Origin of the sequence: Duganella callida, assembly GCF_004614165.1 — a bacterium.
In the GTDB taxonomy this organism is placed as follows: Bacteria; Pseudomonadota; Gammaproteobacteria; order Burkholderiales; family Burkholderiaceae_D; genus Rugamonas; species Rugamonas callida.
This window is the reverse complement of the sequence record NZ_SPVG01000076.1, coordinates 14,698-29,215: the sequence shown is the minus strand read 5'-3', so window position 1 is coordinate 29,215 and position 14,518 is coordinate 14,698. Positions and strand designations below refer to the sequence as shown.

The following is a 14,518-nucleotide window of genomic DNA, read 5'->3' as shown; positions in this document are numbered from 1 at the left end:
ACAGCGCTGTTTTTTAAACTATAGATATCGGAGTCACCTGTGTTCTTCATTTCCAATGCTTATGCCCAATCCAACCCACTCGAATCGCTCGGCGGTGGCGGCTTCCTGGGCCAGTATGGTTTCCTGATTCTGATGTTCGTGGCGATGTACTTCCTGATGATCCGTCCTCAGCAGAAGCGCGCCAAGGAACAAAAAGCCATGATGGAAGCACTGGCCAAGGGCGACGAAGTCGTGACCGTTGGCGGCGTGCTGGGCAAGATCACCAAGATCTCCGACCAGTACCTGACGCTGGAAATCTCCAGCGGCGCCGAAATGCTGGTGCAGAAGAACGCGGTGACCATGGTGCTGCCGAAAGGCACGATCAAGGCGCTGTAATCAGCTCTGGCGGCCCGCGTTTGCGCGGGCCGTTTGCATTCCGACCCTGAACGTTAGAACTCTATGAATCGTTATCCACTCTGGAAATACATCCTGATCGCCGTGGCCATCCTGTTGGGCGCGCTGTTCACGGCGCCGAACTTCTTCGGCCAGTCGCCAGCGGTGCAGGTCACCAGCGGCAAGTCGACCGTCAAGCTGACGTCCGACATGACGGCCAAGGTCGGCGAGGTGCTGACCAAGGCCGGCATCGCTTATGACGGCCTCAGCTTCGACGGCACCGGCACCTACGCCTCGGTGCGCGCGCGCTTTGCCACCCCGGACATCCAGTTCAAGGCCAAGTCCATCCTGGAAAAAGGCCTGAACACCAATACCGAAGACCCGACCTACCTGGTGGCGCTGAACCTGCAGGAAGACACGCCGAAATGGATGCAAAGCCTGCACGCGCTGCCGATGTACCTCGGCCTCGACCTGCGCGGCGGGGTGCACTTCCTGATGCAGGTCGATACCAAGGCGGTGCTGAACAAGCGCATCCAGGGTATCCAGGCGGCGGCGCGCGCTTCGCTGCGCGACAAGAATGTGCGCCATGCCGGCATCGACCGCGTCGGCGACAGCATCGAAATCAAGTTCCGCGACGACGCCACCCGCCAGAAAGCCAAGGATGTGCTGGCCGGCCAGATTTCCGACCTGATCTTCGTCGACGCCGGCGAAGGCAGCGAGCTGAAAACCGTGGTCACGCTGAAGCCGGCCGCGCTAAAGCAGACCATCGACGATGGCGTGAAGCAGAATATTTCGACCCTGTCCAAGCGCGTCAACGAGCTGGGCGTGGCCGAGCCGATCATCCAGCAGCAGGGGCCGGACCGCATCGTGGTGCAGCTGCCGGGCGTGCAGGACGTGGCGCGCGCGCGCGCCGTGATCGGCCGCACCGCGACGCTGGAAGTGCGCATGGTGGATGATTCGATCACCCCGGGCACCGAACTGTCGGCGGCGATTCCGTACAACTCGGAACTGTTCACCGTCGGCAAGGGCGTACCGGTGGTGCTGTCCAAGGACGTGGTGCTGAGCGGCGACTACATCTCCAGCGCCGTGGCCAGTTTCGACCAGAACCAGCAGGCCGCGGTCGGCATCGACCTGAACGGCGACGGCGGCCGCCGCATGCGCGACGCCACCCGCGACCGCGTGGGCAAGCGCATGGCCATCGTGCTGTTCGAGAAGAAGGGCTCGCCGGAAGTGCTGTCGGTGGCCACCATCCAGAGCGAACTGGGCAGCCGCTTCCAGATCACCGGCATGGGCAACGCGGAAAACGCCGCCGAACTGGCGCTGCTGCTGCGCTCGGGCGCGCTGGCCGCGCCGATGGACGTGATCGAGGAGCGCACCATCGGTCCGGCGCTAGGCGCCGAGAACATCAGCAAGGGTATCCACTCGACCATGTACGGCTTTGCCGCGATCGCCATCTTCATGATCGTGTATTACATGATCTTCGGCTTCTTCAGCGTGCTGGCGCTGGCGGTCAACCTGCTGTTGCTGCTGGCGCTGCTGTCGCAGATGCAGGTGACGCTGACCTTGCCTGGCATGGCCGCTATCGCGCTGGCGCTCGGTATGGCGATCGACTCGAACGTGCTGATCAACGAGCGCGTGCGTGAGGAACTGCGCGCCGGCGCCTCGCCGCAGGCGGCGATCGCCGCCGGCTTCGAGCGCGCCTGGGCCACCATCATCGACTCCAACGTGACCACCCTGATCGTCGGTGTGGCGCTGTGGGTGTTCGGTTCCGGCCCGATCCGCGGCTTCGCCGTGGTGCACACGCTGGGTATTCTGACCTCGATGTTCTCCGCCGTGTTCGTTTCGCGCGGTGTGGTCAACCTCTGGTATGGCCGCAAGAAGAAACTGCAATCGATCGCCATCGGTACCGTCTGGGTACCGGGTCAGAAATAATCAGGGGCTGCAAACATGGAATTTTTCCGCATCAAAAAAGACATTCCGTTCATGCGCCACGCGCTGGTGTTCAACGTCATTTCGGCGTTGACCTTCGTCGCGGCCGTGTTCTTCCTGATCCACAAGGGCCTGCATTTCTCGGTGGAGTTCACCGGCGGCACCGTGATGGAACTGCGCTACGACCAGCCGGCGAATCTGGAGAAGATCCGCCACACGCTGGAAACCATCGGCTACGAGCAGCCGGAAGCCACCGGCTTCGGCACCGCGCACGACGTGATGCTGCGTCTGCCGGTGGTGAAGAACATCACGCCGAAGGATGCTTCGGCCAAGGTGTTCGACGCGCTGTGCAAGGCTGAAAACGGCGGCCTGAAACAGATCGACACGGTCAGCGCCAAGGGCGAGCACGTGGTCAAGCAATCGTGCGCGGACGCTTCCGGCGCCACCGAGCTGGTGTCGCTGCAGAAGGTGGAGTTCGTCGGCCCGCAGGTGGGCGACGAGCTGGCGCAAAATGGTTTGAACGCGCTGGTGATGGTGGTGATCGGCGTGATGATCTACCTGGCCGTGCGCTTCGAGTGGAAATTCGCGGTGGCGGCGATCATCGCCAACCTGCACGACGTGGTGATCATCCTGGGCTTCTTCGCCTTCTTCCAGTGGGAATTCTCGCTGACGGTGCTGGCCGGCGTGCTGGCGGTGCTGGGTTACTCGGTGAACGAATCGGTGGTGATCTTCGACCGTATCCGCGAGAACTTCCGCAAGCAGCGCAAGGCGAGCGTGCATGAGGTCATCGACAACGCGATCACCTCGACCATCTCGCGTACCATCATCACCCACGGCTGTACGCAGATGATGGTGCTGTCCATGCTGTTCCTGGGCGGCCCGACCCTGCACTACTTCGCCATGGCGCTGACCATCGGTATCTGCTTCGGTATCTACTCGTCGGTGTTCGTGGCCGCCGCCGTGGCCATGTGGCTGGGCGTGAAGCGCGAAGACCTGATCAAGCCGGTCAAGCCGAAGGACGAAACCGACGGCGCAGTCGTCTAAACCAGAATCCCTCCCGCGCGGAGGGATTTTTTTTGTCAGTGTATGTCTTCCAGCATGTCGTATTTGCGGCGGTTCTTCGGCAGCCGGCGATCCAGGACGGTTGTGGTCTGATAGTCGACGTGCTCGATCAGCAGTACGGCGGCATTCAGTGCCTGACTCATGGCTTTTGCCGCAGAGGTGAGGGCGTCGGCCTGCGAGACAGGAAGTTTTTCCAGCTCTTTGTTTTGCTGGGCGCGCAGGCGCGCGGCGTTGATCCAGTATTGTTCGCCCGGCAGCAGCAGCCATAGATCACGCCAGGCGTTGCGGCCGTCGCCGGCGATGGCGATCGTCATCTCGCGTGGCGAAACGGCGTGCTGGCGCAACAGGATTTTGTCGCCGACCACTTTTGCATAGTGACTTTTGCCATCGCTGACCATGCGCACGTCCGTGCCCTCGGGCAGGAACAGCTGCTTCCATTGATAACCGCGGGGCGAGGTTTCAGCGGAGCGCTCGCGCTCGATCCACTCATTGATGGCGCGGGTCACCGCTTCCTGCGGCGACAAGGTGCTGCGGGTCTGACGCAAAAAAGTTCGCAGCAGGTGTATGGCATGGGGAGGTACGAAATCGTCCTGTCGTGCGTTCATTCCCATTCTCCTGTCTCGTTTTGTCTCGTTTTGGCGAGTCTTGTCTCCATTAGACAGCTGCACTGCACAAAAGTTCGAACGCGCACAAACGAGACGAAACGAGACAGTCAAACGGGACGGCATGCACGACGGGAGCGAGCACGCGCCTACCCATGAGTATTCTTGTGGCAATAGATCGCTTGCTCCGCTTTGGTGCGGAATCGTTGGCACAGGACTTGCATATTTGACCATCTCCTGAGGAGGCGATCATGCAAGCTACTTTACAGAAGACGCTGGGCACGTTTCAGTTGTGGGGCATCGCCGTCGGGCTGGTGATCTCGGGCGAGTATTTCGGCTGGAGCTATGGCTGGGCGTCGGCCGGGACGCTGGGGTTCGCCGTCACCGCGCTGTTTATCGCGGCGATGTACACGGCCTTCATCTTCAGCTTCACCGAACTGACCACGTCGATTCCGCACGCCGGCGGCCCGTTCGCCTACAGCAAGCGCGCCTTCGGGCCGCTGGGCGGCTATCTGGCCGGCGCGGCGACGCTGATCGAATTCGTGTTCGCGCCGCCGGCCATCGCGCTGGCGATCGGCGCCTATCTGAATGTGCAGTTTCCCGCGCTGGCGCCGAAGACGGCGGCGGTGGGCGCCTATCTGCTGTTCATGACGCTGAACATCCTCGGCGTGCAGATCGCCGCCACCTTCGAAGTGCTGGTGACGCTGCTGGCCATCTTTGAACTGCTGGTGTTCATGGGCGTGGTGGCGCCGGGTTTTGCGACGGCGAATTTCATCAGGGGCGGCTGGGCGGGGCAGGATGCCTTCAGCCTGGCGGCGATCCCCGGCATGTTCGCGGCGATACCGTTTGCGATCTGGTTTTTCCTGGCGATCGAAGGCGTGGCGATGGCGGCCGAGGAGGCGCGCGATCCGCAACGCTCGGTGCCGGTCGCCTACATCGCCGGCATCCTGACGCTGGTGCTGCTGGCGCTGGGCGTGATGGTGTTTGCCGGCGGCGCCGGCGACTGGACCCGGCTGGCCAATATCAACGATCCGCTGCCGCAGGCGATGAAGCTGGTCGTCGGCGCGGACAGCGGCTGGCTGCACATGCTGGTGTGGCTAGGCTTATTCGGCCTGGTAGCCTCGTTCCACGGCATCATTCTCGGCTATTCGCGGCAGATTTACGCGCTGGCGCGCGAGGCTTATCTGCCCACCTGTTTCGCCGGCGTGCACGCGCGTTTCCGGACGCCGCACCGCGCCATCGTCGCCGGCGGCGTGGTCGGCATCGCCGCCATTTACAGCGATGAACTGATCACCTTTGGCGGCCAGACGCTGACGGCGAATATCGTCACCATGTCGGTGTTCGGTGCGATCACCATGTACATCGTCAGCATGCTGGCGCTGTTCAAGCTGCGCCGCGCGGAACCGCAGATGGCGCGGCCGTTCCGTGCGCCTTGCTATCCGCTGTTCCCGGCCATCGCACTGGTGGGCGCGATGGTCTGCATGGGCACCATGATCTACTACAATGGGGTGATCTTCTGTGTGTTTGCGGCGTTTCTGGTGCTGGGTTATGGCTGCTTCCTGGCCACCGCGCCGCAGCGTAAGCGAAAGGGCGGCGATGAGCAGTTACTCGCACCAGGTGGGCAGTAGGACCTATCAGTTCCGCGACCTCAAGGAGTTGATGGCCAGGGCCACGCCCGCGCGTTCGGGCGACTATCTGGCCAGCCTGGGCGCGGCGGGCGCGGAGGAGCGGGTGGCGGCGCAGATGGCGCTGGCCGCGCTGCCCTTGTGCGTATTCCTCAGCGAGGCGCTGATACCGTATGAGGAAGACGAGGTTACGCGGCTGATCATCGATACCCACGACGTCGCGGCCTTCGCGCCGGTGGCGCATCTGACGGTGGGCGATTTCCGCGACTGGCTGCTCAGCGACCTGGCCGACACGACGGCGCTGACCGCCCTGGCGCCCGGCCTGACCCCGGAAATGGCGGCGGCGGTGTGCAAGATCATGCGGGTGCAGGATCTGGTGCTGGTGGCGCAGAAGTGCAGCGTGGTGACGCGCTTCCGCAACACCATCGGGCTGCCGGGCCGCATGGCCACCCGGCTGCAACCGAATCATCCCACCGACGACGCCGGCGGTATCGCGGCCAGCATGCTCGATGGCCTGTTGTACGGCAGCGGCGACGCGGTGATCGGCATCAATCCGGCCACCGACAATGTGCCGCAGGTGGTGCATCTCCTGAACATGCTGGACGAGGTGATCGCGCGCTATGCGATTCCGACCCAGTCCTGCGTGCTGACGCATGTGACCAATACCCTGGCGGCCATCGAGCGCGGCGCGCCGGTGGATCTGGTGTTTCAATCGATCGCGGGCACGCAGGCGGCCAACGCCGGTTTCGGCATCAGTTTGGCGCTGCTGGACGAGGCACGGCAGGCGGCGCTGTCTCTGGGGCGCGGCACGGTGGGCGACAACGTGATGTATTTCGAGACGGGGCAGGGCAGCGCGCTGTCGGCCAATGCGCACCATGGCGTCGACCAGCAGACCTGCGAGGCGCGCGCCTATGCGGTGGCGCGGCACTTCCAACCATTGCTGGTGAATTCGGTGGTGGGCTTCATCGGGCCGGAATATCTGTACGACGGCAAGCAGATCCTGCGCGCGGGACTGGAAGACCATTTCTGCGCCAAGCTGCTCGGCCTGCCCATGGGCTGCGATGTCTGCTACACCAATCATGCGGAGGCAGACCAGGACGACATGGATGTGCTGCTCACCATGCTGGGCGCGGCCGGCTGCACGTTTGTGATGGGCGTGCCGGGAGCGGACGACATCATGCTCAATTATCAGACCACCTCGTTCCACGACGCGCTGTATGTGCGGCGCGTGCTGGGCTTGCAACCGGCGCCGGAGTTTGCGGCATGGTTGCGCGACATGGAGATCGTCAGCGGCGATGCGCGCTTCACGCTGCGCGAGGGGCTGCCGCCGGCGTTCGGCAAGGTGCTGCGGCATGGCTAAGCCGGTGACCGCCAATCCGTGGCAGTCGTTGCGGCGGCTGACGGCGGCGCGCATCGCGCTGGGGCGCAGCGGCGTCAGTCAACCGACGGCGCAGCAGCTGGCGTTTCAGCTGGCGCACGCGCAGGCGCGCGATGCCGTGCACCGCGAGCTTGACCCGCAGGCGCTGGCCGTTAGCCTGTCCGATGCCTGCGGCCTGGCTTGCGTCAGCCTGCACAGCGCGGCCGCCGGACGCCCGGTCTACCTGCAGCGGCCCGACCTGGGCCGGCAGCTGGACGCGCCATCGCGCGCGGCGCTGGCCGCACCGGCCGATGGCTACGATCTGGCGCTGGTCGTCGCGGATGGTTTGTCGGCACTGGCGATCGAGCAGAACGCCGCGCCGGTGCTGCGGGCCTTGATGCCGCGCCTGGCGGCGGACGCGTGGCGCGTCGCGCCCATCGCCATCGTGCGGCAAGGCCGGGTGGCGGTCGGCGATGAAGTGGCGCATCTGCTGGGCGCAAAAGCCGTGGCGGTACTGATCGGCGAGCGCCCCGGCCTCAGCTCGCCGGACAGTCTGGGCATCTATCTGACCTGGGCGCCGCGCCCCGGTCTGTCGGACGCCAGCCGCAACTGCATCTCCAACGTGCGCGCGGCGGGACTCGGCCACACGGCGGCGGCGCACAAGCTGCACTACCTGCTGACCGAAGCGCGCCGCCGCCAGCTGTCCGGCGTGGCGCTCAAGGACGAAAGTGCCGACGGCCGCGCCAGCCTGCAGCCGACGCAGCGCAATTTTCTGCTTTAATGGATGGCCTGCAGGCTGTGGCGTTGCCCGGCAGAGCGGCAAAATGCGCGCATTGTCACTTGACCTGCGCGGCCGCTGGCGGCAAGCTGGCAGCGCTGCTGTGAGGAGACGATCGATGAGCCGTACCGGCCGACTATTTTTGCTGATGGATGCGATGCGCGGTTACCGCCGTCCGGTGACGGCCGCGCGCCTGGCCGAGCAACTGGGCGTGTCCGAGCGCACCATCTACCGCGACATCCAGACGTTGTCGGGCCTGGGCGCGCCGCTGGAAGGCGAGGCCGGCGTCGGCTACATGCTGAAGGCCGGCTTCTTTCTGCCGCCGCTGATGTTCGGCGCCGACGAGCTGGAAGCGCTGGTGCTGGGCGCGCGCTGGGTGCGGCGCCAGGGCGACGATGGCTTGGCCGCCGCCGCCAACAGCGCGCTGGCCAAGATCGCCGCGGCCACGCCGAAGGACCTGCGCGACGACATGGCCGAAACCAGCCTGTGGGTGCCGATGGGCGAAGACCGCCAAAACGCCAGCGATATCCACGTGCGTCCGGTGCGCGAGGCGATCCGCTATCAGCACCGCCTGCGCATGGCGTACCGCGACGAGCATGGCGCGCCGTCCGACCGCGTGGTGTGGCCGTTCGCGCTGGCTTTCCTGGAGGGCAAGCGGCTGCTGGCCGCCTGGTGCGAGATGCGCATGGCGTTCCGCCACTTCCGCATCGACCGCATCGCGGCGGTGGAGTCGCTGCGGCAGCGCTATCCGGCGCGCCGCCACGACCTGCTGAAGACCTGGCGCAAGGAACACCATATCCGCGAAGACTACTGACAGAAACTGTCGCCGCCCGGTTCTACGATGAAGGCCTCACTCATTCATCGGAGACCGCCATGCGCCTTTACTATCATCCTGCTTCCACCAGCGCGCGCCGCGTGATGCTGGCCGCCATCCACATGGGCACGCCGCTGGAGCTGACCGAAGTGAACCTGATGAGCGCCGAAGACCGGCGCCGCCTGGCCGCGCTCAATCCCAACAACAAGGTGCCGGTGCTGCAGGACGCCGACTTCATCCTGTGGGAGTCGGGCGCCATCATGCAGTACCTGGCCGACCGCACCCACGGCCAGACGCTTTACCCGGACCACATCATGACCCGCGCCGACATCAACCGCTGGATGCTGTGGACCGGCCAGCACTTCGCGCCGGCGCTGGGCGTGTACGTGTACGAGCACATCTGGAAAGGACTGACCGGCAACGGCGGCCCCGATCCTGCCGAACTGGACCGCGCCGGCCGCCAGATCGCCCAGTTCGCCGCGGTGCTGGAGCAGCATCTGGCCGGCCGCGACTGGCTGTGCGGCGACAGCCTGAGCCTGGCCGACATGGCGGTGGCGCCCTCGCTCACCTACGTCGAACAGGCCCATCTGCCGGTGACCCGGCATCCCAAGCTGATGGCATGGCTGGAGCGCATGCGCCAGCTGGACGCCTGGAGGCAAACCGAGCCGGTATGGTGATTTTGTACATATCCGCCGCATATGTGAAGTAGCGCACAGAGCTGCCAGGGGCATGCGGGTATTCTGGACGCGTCTCCTCTGGAGGAGATCCCTAGTTTTGGACTTTGGCCCGCTGCCCAGCGGGCTTTTTTTTTACAGCATCAGCACCGCGTACAGCGACTGCACCTCGTGCGCGGATTCCGTCATGATGGCGTGCAGGGTGCCGTCGCCGATCACGCAGTCGATGGTGCGCGCCGCCTGCAGCGTGGTGGCGCCCGGACGCTGGTGCAGCGGCGAAGCCACCGGTGCCAGGTCGTCGGCCAGCAGCAGGGTGTCGCCCAGGGTTTCCGGCGGCAGTGCGCGCAGGCCGCCCCACATCGCCTCGATGGCATGCACCACGGCGGCCGGCACGCAGAGGTGAGCCATCACTCCGCGCCCGATCGTGATTTCGCCATGCTCGATCCAGTCTTCGGGCGCGCCTTCCATCACCTGCGGGAACTCGCCGGCGCTGGCCAGCATGTAAAAGCCGGCCACTTCGTGCACGATGCCGGCGAACAGCGCGGTGTCGGGATCGACATGGGTGACGCGGCGCGCGATCACGTGGGCCAGCGCGGCCACGTGGGCGGTGTGTTCCCACAGCTGGGTAACCTTGGCCTGCAGGCCGGGGTCGGTGATCTGGGCGCCGATCTGGCGCACGATCAGCGCCGCCACCAGCGACTGCAGGGTGCGGATGCCGAGCCGCTGCACGGCCGCGCGCACGCTGGAAATTTCGGTGCCGGATCGGTTGTAGGCCACCGAGTTGGCGATGGCGACGCTGCGCGCCGCCAGCAGCGGATCGGCCTGGATCAGCCGCGCCGCCTGTTCGACGTGGCAGTCGGGATCATTGAGCGCCTGCTGCAGGCGCAGCGAGGCGTTGACGTTGGCGGGGAACGTCAGTTCGCCGCGGCTCGCCTGAGCGGCGATGGTCTTGAAGGCGTCGAGTCTGTCCATCACAAAAGTATATCGTCGGAATGTTGCCGTGTGGCACTTTTCCACAAATAGTTTTTGCGGCGATGCTCGCCCGCCACAGCCCGGCTTAGTCGGCCGGCGCGCTGAAGATGGCGTCGCAGCCTTCGACCGGTTCGTCGGTCTGTTCCAGCTCGTCGACCAGCTCGAGGTCGAACAATTCCTCCACCGCGTTCATGAAGCTGTTGTGCTTGGTGGCGCCGATCAGGCGGTAGATGTCGCCGGCCTCGTTGCGCACGCCGATGATCAGCGCCTGCTGGCGCACGTCGTCGGCGCTGGCGGTTTCCAGCAGCAGGTTGCCGGTGATGTCTTTATCGAATTTGGCAGGCTTTTTGCCTTCCAGCAGAGAAGTTTTCAGCATTGTATAGATGGGTAATTAATCGCAATCATGCTCGGGCGTACCGGGAAGGTGTCCCGCCATGATCACATTTTTAAGTTCGGACAGGGTTTTTTCAAGGGCGCTGAAATCATCCGGCGTGTAATGCGCAAACACCTTGCCGCTTTGCGAGATGACTTCCGGGAACACGTCGCAGAACACCCGTTCGCCCTCCTTGGTCAGGCGCACGAAGAACGAGCGCTTGTCGCAGTCGCTGCGCTGGCGTTCCACCAGACCCTTCTGCTCGAGCCGCTCGATCACGCCGGTCAGCGTGCCCTTGGTGATCAGGGTTTTCTCGCCGAGTTCCTTGTAGGACATGCCGGGCGTATTGCCCAGCGTGGCGATGATGTCGAATTGCGCGTGCGTCAGCCCGCTCCGGCGCACGTATTCGCCGGAGAGCCGTTCATAGCCTTGCATGCATTCGGCCAGCAGCCGGATACTTTTCAAGAATCGTGCACCCATAGCCCGTGATTATAGCCGCTTCGCATCCGGCTTTCCGGCGGGGTACACTATGCGCAATGCAAATCATAACAACAACGATGCCTTTACACCTGCGCGGCGTGTTCGCCCTGTTGCTTGTGACCCTGGTCTGGGGCACAACCTTTCCGGCAATGAAAGACATGACCGGCTACCTGTCGGCCGGCTGGATCGTGCTGTGCCGCTTCGCCCTGGCCAGCCTGCTGTTGCTGCCGTTCCTGTGGCGCGCGCGCTGGCGCGACCTGCGCTGGGGACTGCTGTCGGGCGCGCTGTTATTCCTGTGCTATGTGTGCCAGATCGCGGGGCTGGCGCTGACCAGCTCCAACCGCAACGCCTTCATCACCGGCCTGAACGTGCTGGTGCCGCCGCTGCTGGGCGTGCTGCTGGGCGCGCGGCTGGAGCGCCGCATCGCGGTCGCGCTGGCGCTGGCCGTGGCCGGCTTGTTCATACTGTGCTGGGAGGGCAGTTTCACCTGGGGCCTGGGCGACACGCTGGCGCTGCTGTGCGCGCTGTGCTTCGGCTTGTACATCAAGCTGATGGAGGCCACCACCCGCAAGGTCGACCAGTTGATGGCGCTGACCGCCTCGCAAATCCTGACCGTGGCGGTGTGCGCCGCGCTATGGCTGCTGGCGCGCGAGGTGCCGCTGGACTGGGCCGGGCGCAGCCAGGCGCTGCCCGACTATCTGGCCCATGTGGGCAAGGGCCTGCGGCTGTATGCGCCCAATCTGCTGTATCTGGGCGTGGTGGCCACCGCCGCCATCATTTCGCTGCAGACCTGGGGGCAGAGCCGCAGCTCGGCCAATGAGGCGGCCGTGATCTATGCCTTCGAGCCGGGCTGTGCCGCCATCTTCGCCTATTTCTGGCTGGGCGAGACGCTGGCCTGGAACGGCTTGCTGGGCGCGCTGCTGCTGATTTCCGGCATGATCGTCAGCCAGTGGAGCACCGCGCGCCCGGCGACGGCGCTGGCGCCGGAGTAGGGCCGTGTCCTTCGTCCCACTGTCCAGTCTGGCGCAGCAGCGGCCTTTGCGGCTGTTGCTGGTCAACGCCGGCGAGGCGGACGCCATCACCTGGGCCGGGCTGGTGCAGCCGTTGCGGCTGGCGGCGGCCCAATTGGGGCGCGAGGTGCTGCAGCTGGAAACCATGACGCCGGCGCAGGTGGTGCTGGCGCAGCCGGGCTGGCATATCGCGCTGCTGGTGGCCGATGAGCAGCAAGCGCCGTTGCCGGCCGAGCAGGCGCGCGCCGTGATCGAGCGCTGCCGTAGCGCCTCGTACTGGGGCGGCGTCGGCGCCGGCGTACTGTGGCTGGCCAAGGCCGGGCTGATGGCCGGCGTGCGGCTGGCGCTGCCGTGGGCGCTGTACGCCGACACCGAGGACATCACCGAGCGCGCCATCCTGACCCCGCATCTGTTCGAGCTGGACGGGCGGCACCTGAGCTGCTGCGGCGGCGCCGCCTCCATCGATTTCGCGCTGACCCTGATCGAGCAGTTGTTCGGCGCCACCGTGCAGGCGGCCATCAAGGAAAGCCTGTGCGTGGAGCGCGTGCGCGGGCCGGAGGAGCGCCAGCGCGTGGCGCTGCAGGCGCGCTTCGGCGCCCTGCAGCCGCGGCTGTCGGAAGCGGTGACGCTGATGGAAGCCAATATCGAGGAACCGCTGTCCACCGACGACATCGCCAACCTGGTCGGCCTGTCGCGGCGCCAGCTGGAGCGCCTGTTCAAGCAATATCTGGGCAGCCTGCCATCGCGCTACTACCTGGAGCTGCGCCTGCAACGGGCGCGACAGTTGCTGCTGGATACCAACCATTCCATCGTGCAGGTGGGCCTGATGTGCGGTTTTTCGTCCGGCTCGCACTTTTCCACCGCCTTTGGCGCATTGTTCGGCAATACGCCGCGCGAGGAACGCCAGCGCAAGCTCGCGCCACCGTGAGGCGGTTTGGGATGGCCATGGCGTTGTTGCAGCGCCTCGCCGTGCAGGCGCACTGTCTTCGTCGCTGCGCCTGGCCATGCCCATCCCAAACCACCTCATGATCAATCTGGCAATCTTAAATTTGCGGTCAAATCTAAAAATTCTTGTCGCCATTTGAAAAGAGTTTTAGCATCGCGCTTTTTATAATTGGGTCCAGGCGGCGCTGTGCCGTCCTCCCACCCACTATTGATAGGGAATGCCATGAACGCCAAGCTCGAAACGACCGCTTTTAACCGTCCTGTGACTCGTCAGACTTTCGATGAAGTCCTGGTGCCGACCTATGCACCGGCAGCGATGGTTCCGGTCCGAGGCGAGGGTCTGGATCTGTGGGACCAGGCCGGCAAGCACTATCTGGATTTCACCTCCGGCATCGCCGTGGCCGCGCTCGGCCATTGCAACCCGATCATCGTCGAGGCGCTGACCCGCCAGGCCAACACCCTGTGGCACCTGGGCAATGGCTACACCAACGAACCGGTGCTACGCCTGGGCCTGGCGCTGACCGAAGCCACCTTCGCCGACCGCGCCTTCTTCTGCAACTCCGGCGCGGAAGCCAACGAAGCGGCGCTGAAGCTGGCGCGCAAATACGCGCACACCAAGTTCGGCGCGCACAAGTCGCGCATCGTGTCGTGCTACCAGTCGTTCCACGGCCGCACGCTGTTCACCGTGTCGGTGGGCGGCCAGTCCAAGTACACCGAAGGCTTCGAGCCGCTGCCGCCGTCGATCGACCACATCGTGTATAACGACATCGCATCGGCGCGCGCCGCCATCGGCGACGACGTCTGCGCCGTGATCGTCGAGCCGCTGCAGGGCGAGGGCGGCGTGGTGCCGGGCGACAAGGCTTTCCTGCAGGAGCTGCGCGACCTGTGCAACAAGACCGGCGCGCTGCTGATCTTCGACGAAGTGCAGTCGGGCATGGGCCGCACCGGCCACCTGTTCCACTACATGAGCTACGGCATCGTGCCGGACATCCTGACCTCGGCCAAGGCGCTGGGCAACGGCTTCCCGATCGCCGCCATGCTGACCACCCACGAGCTGGCGGCCACGCTGAGCGTCGGTTCGCACGGCACCACCTACGGCGGCAACCCGCTGGCCACCACGGTGGCGCTGGCGGTGCTGGAAACCATCCGGCAGCCGGCCTTCCTGGCGCGCGTGCAGGAAGCCGGCGCCAAGCTGCGCTCGACCATGGAACAGCTGATCGGCGACTACCCGCAGGTGTTCAGCCAGGTGCGCGGCGCCGGCCTGCTGCTGGGCCTGGTGGTAACCGAGGCGTGGAAGGGCCGTTCCAAGGATATCCAGAAGGCGGTCGAGGCCAACGGCATGATGGTGCTGATCGCCGGCATGGACGTGGTGCGTCTGGCGCCGGCGCTGATCGTGTCGGACGCGCAGATCGCCGAAGCCGACCGCATCATCCGCCAGTCGCTGGATGAGCTGCTGAAGGCGGCGTAAAACGGCAGCACCGCGGCGGATACCGATCCGCCGCTTTTCCATGGCCCGGCGAGGTGT

15 protein-coding genes are annotated in these 14,518 nt (G+C 65.1%); 11 read left to right on the top strand and 4 right to left on the bottom strand.

Annotated elements, in window-relative coordinates:
* Positions 1-39 precede the first annotated feature (39 nt).
* From yajC to secF, 3 genes are all read left to right on the top strand, one after another.
* Positions 40-375 carry a preprotein translocase subunit YajC gene (gene yajC, locus E4L98_RS08215; protein ID WP_135201077.1) on the top strand — a complete coding sequence of 112 codons (336 nt, stop codon included), beginning with the start codon at positions 40-42 and terminating at the stop codon, positions 373-375.
* Between the two features lie 63 nt (positions 376-438).
* Positions 439-2,304 (top strand): protein translocase subunit SecD, encoded by a 1,866-nt coding sequence (secD, locus tag E4L98_RS08210; protein WP_135201076.1) that lies wholly within the window; start codon positions 439-441, stop codon positions 2,302-2,304.
* A 15-nt stretch (positions 2,305-2,319) separates the two neighbouring features.
* The gene (secF, locus tag E4L98_RS08205) at positions 2,320-3,345 is read left to right on the top strand and encodes a protein translocase subunit SecF (RefSeq protein ID WP_135201075.1); all 1,026 of its coding nucleotides are present in this window, start codon (positions 2,320-2,322) and stop codon (positions 3,343-3,345) included.
* A 35-nt stretch (positions 3,346-3,380) separates the two neighbouring features.
* Here the strand turns inward: secF and E4L98_RS08200 are convergent, their stop codons facing one another.
* Positions 3,381-3,974 (bottom strand): hypothetical protein, encoded by a 594-nt coding sequence (locus E4L98_RS08200; RefSeq protein WP_229257310.1) that lies wholly within the window; start codon positions 3,972-3,974, stop codon positions 3,381-3,383.
* A 242-nt stretch (positions 3,975-4,216) separates the two neighbouring features.
* Here E4L98_RS08200 and eat point away from each other — a divergent pair, with 242 nt between their 5' ends.
* The 5 genes from eat to E4L98_RS08175 all read left to right on the top strand — a co-directional run bounded on the left by eat (position 4,217) and on the right by E4L98_RS08175 (position 9,216).
* On the top strand, positions 4,217-5,593 hold the full coding sequence (eat, locus tag E4L98_RS08195) for an ethanolamine permease (RefSeq protein WP_135201074.1): 1,377 nt from the start codon (positions 4,217-4,219) through the stop codon (positions 5,591-5,593).
* Positions 5,562-6,950, top strand: coding sequence for an ethanolamine ammonia-lyase subunit EutB (locus tag E4L98_RS08190; RefSeq protein WP_135201073.1), 1,389 nt, complete (start codon positions 5,562-5,564; stop codon positions 6,948-6,950). The genes eat and E4L98_RS08190 overlap by 32 nt, the downstream gene beginning before the upstream one ends.
* Positions 6,943-7,728 carry an ethanolamine ammonia-lyase subunit EutC gene (gene eutC, locus E4L98_RS08185; RefSeq protein WP_135201072.1) on the top strand — a complete coding sequence of 262 codons (786 nt, stop codon included), beginning with the start codon at positions 6,943-6,945 and terminating at the stop codon, positions 7,726-7,728. The genes E4L98_RS08190 and eutC overlap by 8 nt, the downstream gene beginning before the upstream one ends.
* 115 nt (positions 7,729-7,843) lie before the next feature.
* Positions 7,844-8,539, top strand: coding sequence for a helix-turn-helix transcriptional regulator (locus tag E4L98_RS08180; RefSeq protein ID WP_167761297.1), 696 nt, complete (start codon positions 7,844-7,846; stop codon positions 8,537-8,539).
* Positions 8,540-8,598: 59 nt separating this feature from the next.
* Positions 8,599-9,216 (top strand): glutathione S-transferase family protein, encoded by a 618-nt coding sequence (locus E4L98_RS08175; RefSeq protein WP_135201071.1) that lies wholly within the window; start codon positions 8,599-8,601, stop codon positions 9,214-9,216.
* Between the two features lie 132 nt (positions 9,217-9,348).
* Here the strand turns inward: E4L98_RS08175 and E4L98_RS08170 are convergent, their stop codons facing one another.
* The 3 genes from E4L98_RS08170 to E4L98_RS08160 all read right to left on the bottom strand — a co-directional run bounded on the left by E4L98_RS08170 (position 9,349) and on the right by E4L98_RS08160 (position 11,038).
* Complete coding sequence (locus E4L98_RS08170; protein WP_135201101.1) at positions 9,349-10,185, bottom strand: HDOD domain-containing protein; 837 nt, start codon at positions 10,183-10,185, stop codon at positions 9,349-9,351.
* Positions 10,186-10,270: 85 nt separating this feature from the next.
* Entirely contained in the window at positions 10,271-10,558 is a 288-nt protein-coding gene (locus E4L98_RS08165; protein WP_135201100.1) for a hypothetical protein, read from the bottom strand.
* 18 nt (positions 10,559-10,576) lie between these two features.
* Positions 10,577-11,038 (bottom strand): MarR family winged helix-turn-helix transcriptional regulator, encoded by a 462-nt coding sequence (locus E4L98_RS08160; RefSeq protein ID WP_135201070.1) that lies wholly within the window; start codon positions 11,036-11,038, stop codon positions 10,577-10,579.
* Positions 11,039-11,115: 77 nt separating this feature from the next.
* Here E4L98_RS08160 and E4L98_RS08155 point away from each other — a divergent pair, with 77 nt between their 5' ends.
* The 3 genes from E4L98_RS08155 to E4L98_RS08145 all read left to right on the top strand — a co-directional run bounded on the left by E4L98_RS08155 (position 11,116) and on the right by E4L98_RS08145 (position 14,461).
* The gene (locus tag E4L98_RS08155) at positions 11,116-12,030 is read left to right on the top strand and encodes a DMT family transporter (RefSeq protein ID WP_135201069.1); all 915 of its coding nucleotides are present in this window, start codon (positions 11,116-11,118) and stop codon (positions 12,028-12,030) included.
* A 4-nt stretch (positions 12,031-12,034) separates the two neighbouring features.
* Entirely contained in the window at positions 12,035-12,976 is a 942-nt protein-coding gene (locus tag E4L98_RS08150; protein WP_135201068.1) for a GlxA family transcriptional regulator, read from the top strand.
* Positions 12,977-13,216: 240 nt separating this feature from the next.
* A complete protein-coding gene (locus E4L98_RS08145) occupies positions 13,217-14,461 on the top strand; it encodes an acetylornithine/succinyldiaminopimelate transaminase (protein WP_135201067.1) in 1,245 nt (414 codons plus the stop codon).
* The last annotated feature ends 57 nt before the right edge of the window (positions 14,462-14,518 follow it).

Bases quoted from the DNA above. Each gene is read 5' to 3' on its own strand.
- E4L98_RS08200 (WP_229257310.1), bottom strand. From the start codon at position 3,974: ATGGGAATGAACGCACGACAGGACGATTTCGTACCTCCCCATGCCATA.
- E4L98_RS08145 (WP_135201067.1), top strand. From the start codon at position 13,217: ATGAACGCCAAGCTCGAAACGACCGCTTTTAACCGTCCTGTGACTCGT.
- E4L98_RS08170 (WP_135201101.1), bottom strand. From the start codon at position 10,185: ATGGACAGACTCGACGCCTTCAAGACCATCGCCGCTCAGGCGAGCCGC.
- E4L98_RS08175 (WP_135201071.1), top strand. From the start codon at position 8,599: ATGCGCCTTTACTATCATCCTGCTTCCACCAGCGCGCGCCGCGTGATG.
- eat (WP_135201074.1), top strand. From the start codon at position 4,217: ATGCAAGCTACTTTACAGAAGACGCTGGGCACGTTTCAGTTGTGGGGC.
- E4L98_RS08155 (WP_135201069.1), top strand. From the start codon at position 11,116: ATGCCTTTACACCTGCGCGGCGTGTTCGCCCTGTTGCTTGTGACCCTG.
- E4L98_RS08160 (WP_135201070.1), bottom strand. From the start codon at position 11,038: ATGGGTGCACGATTCTTGAAAAGTATCCGGCTGCTGGCCGAATGCATG.
- E4L98_RS08190 (WP_135201073.1), top strand. From the start codon at position 5,562: ATGAGCAGTTACTCGCACCAGGTGGGCAGTAGGACCTATCAGTTCCGC.
- eutC (WP_135201072.1), top strand. From the start codon at position 6,943: ATGGCTAAGCCGGTGACCGCCAATCCGTGGCAGTCGTTGCGGCGGCTG.
- E4L98_RS08180 (WP_167761297.1), top strand. From the start codon at position 7,844: ATGAGCCGTACCGGCCGACTATTTTTGCTGATGGATGCGATGCGCGGT.
- secD (WP_135201076.1), top strand. From the start codon at position 439: ATGAATCGTTATCCACTCTGGAAATACATCCTGATCGCCGTGGCCATC.
- secF (WP_135201075.1), top strand. From the start codon at position 2,320: ATGGAATTTTTCCGCATCAAAAAAGACATTCCGTTCATGCGCCACGCG.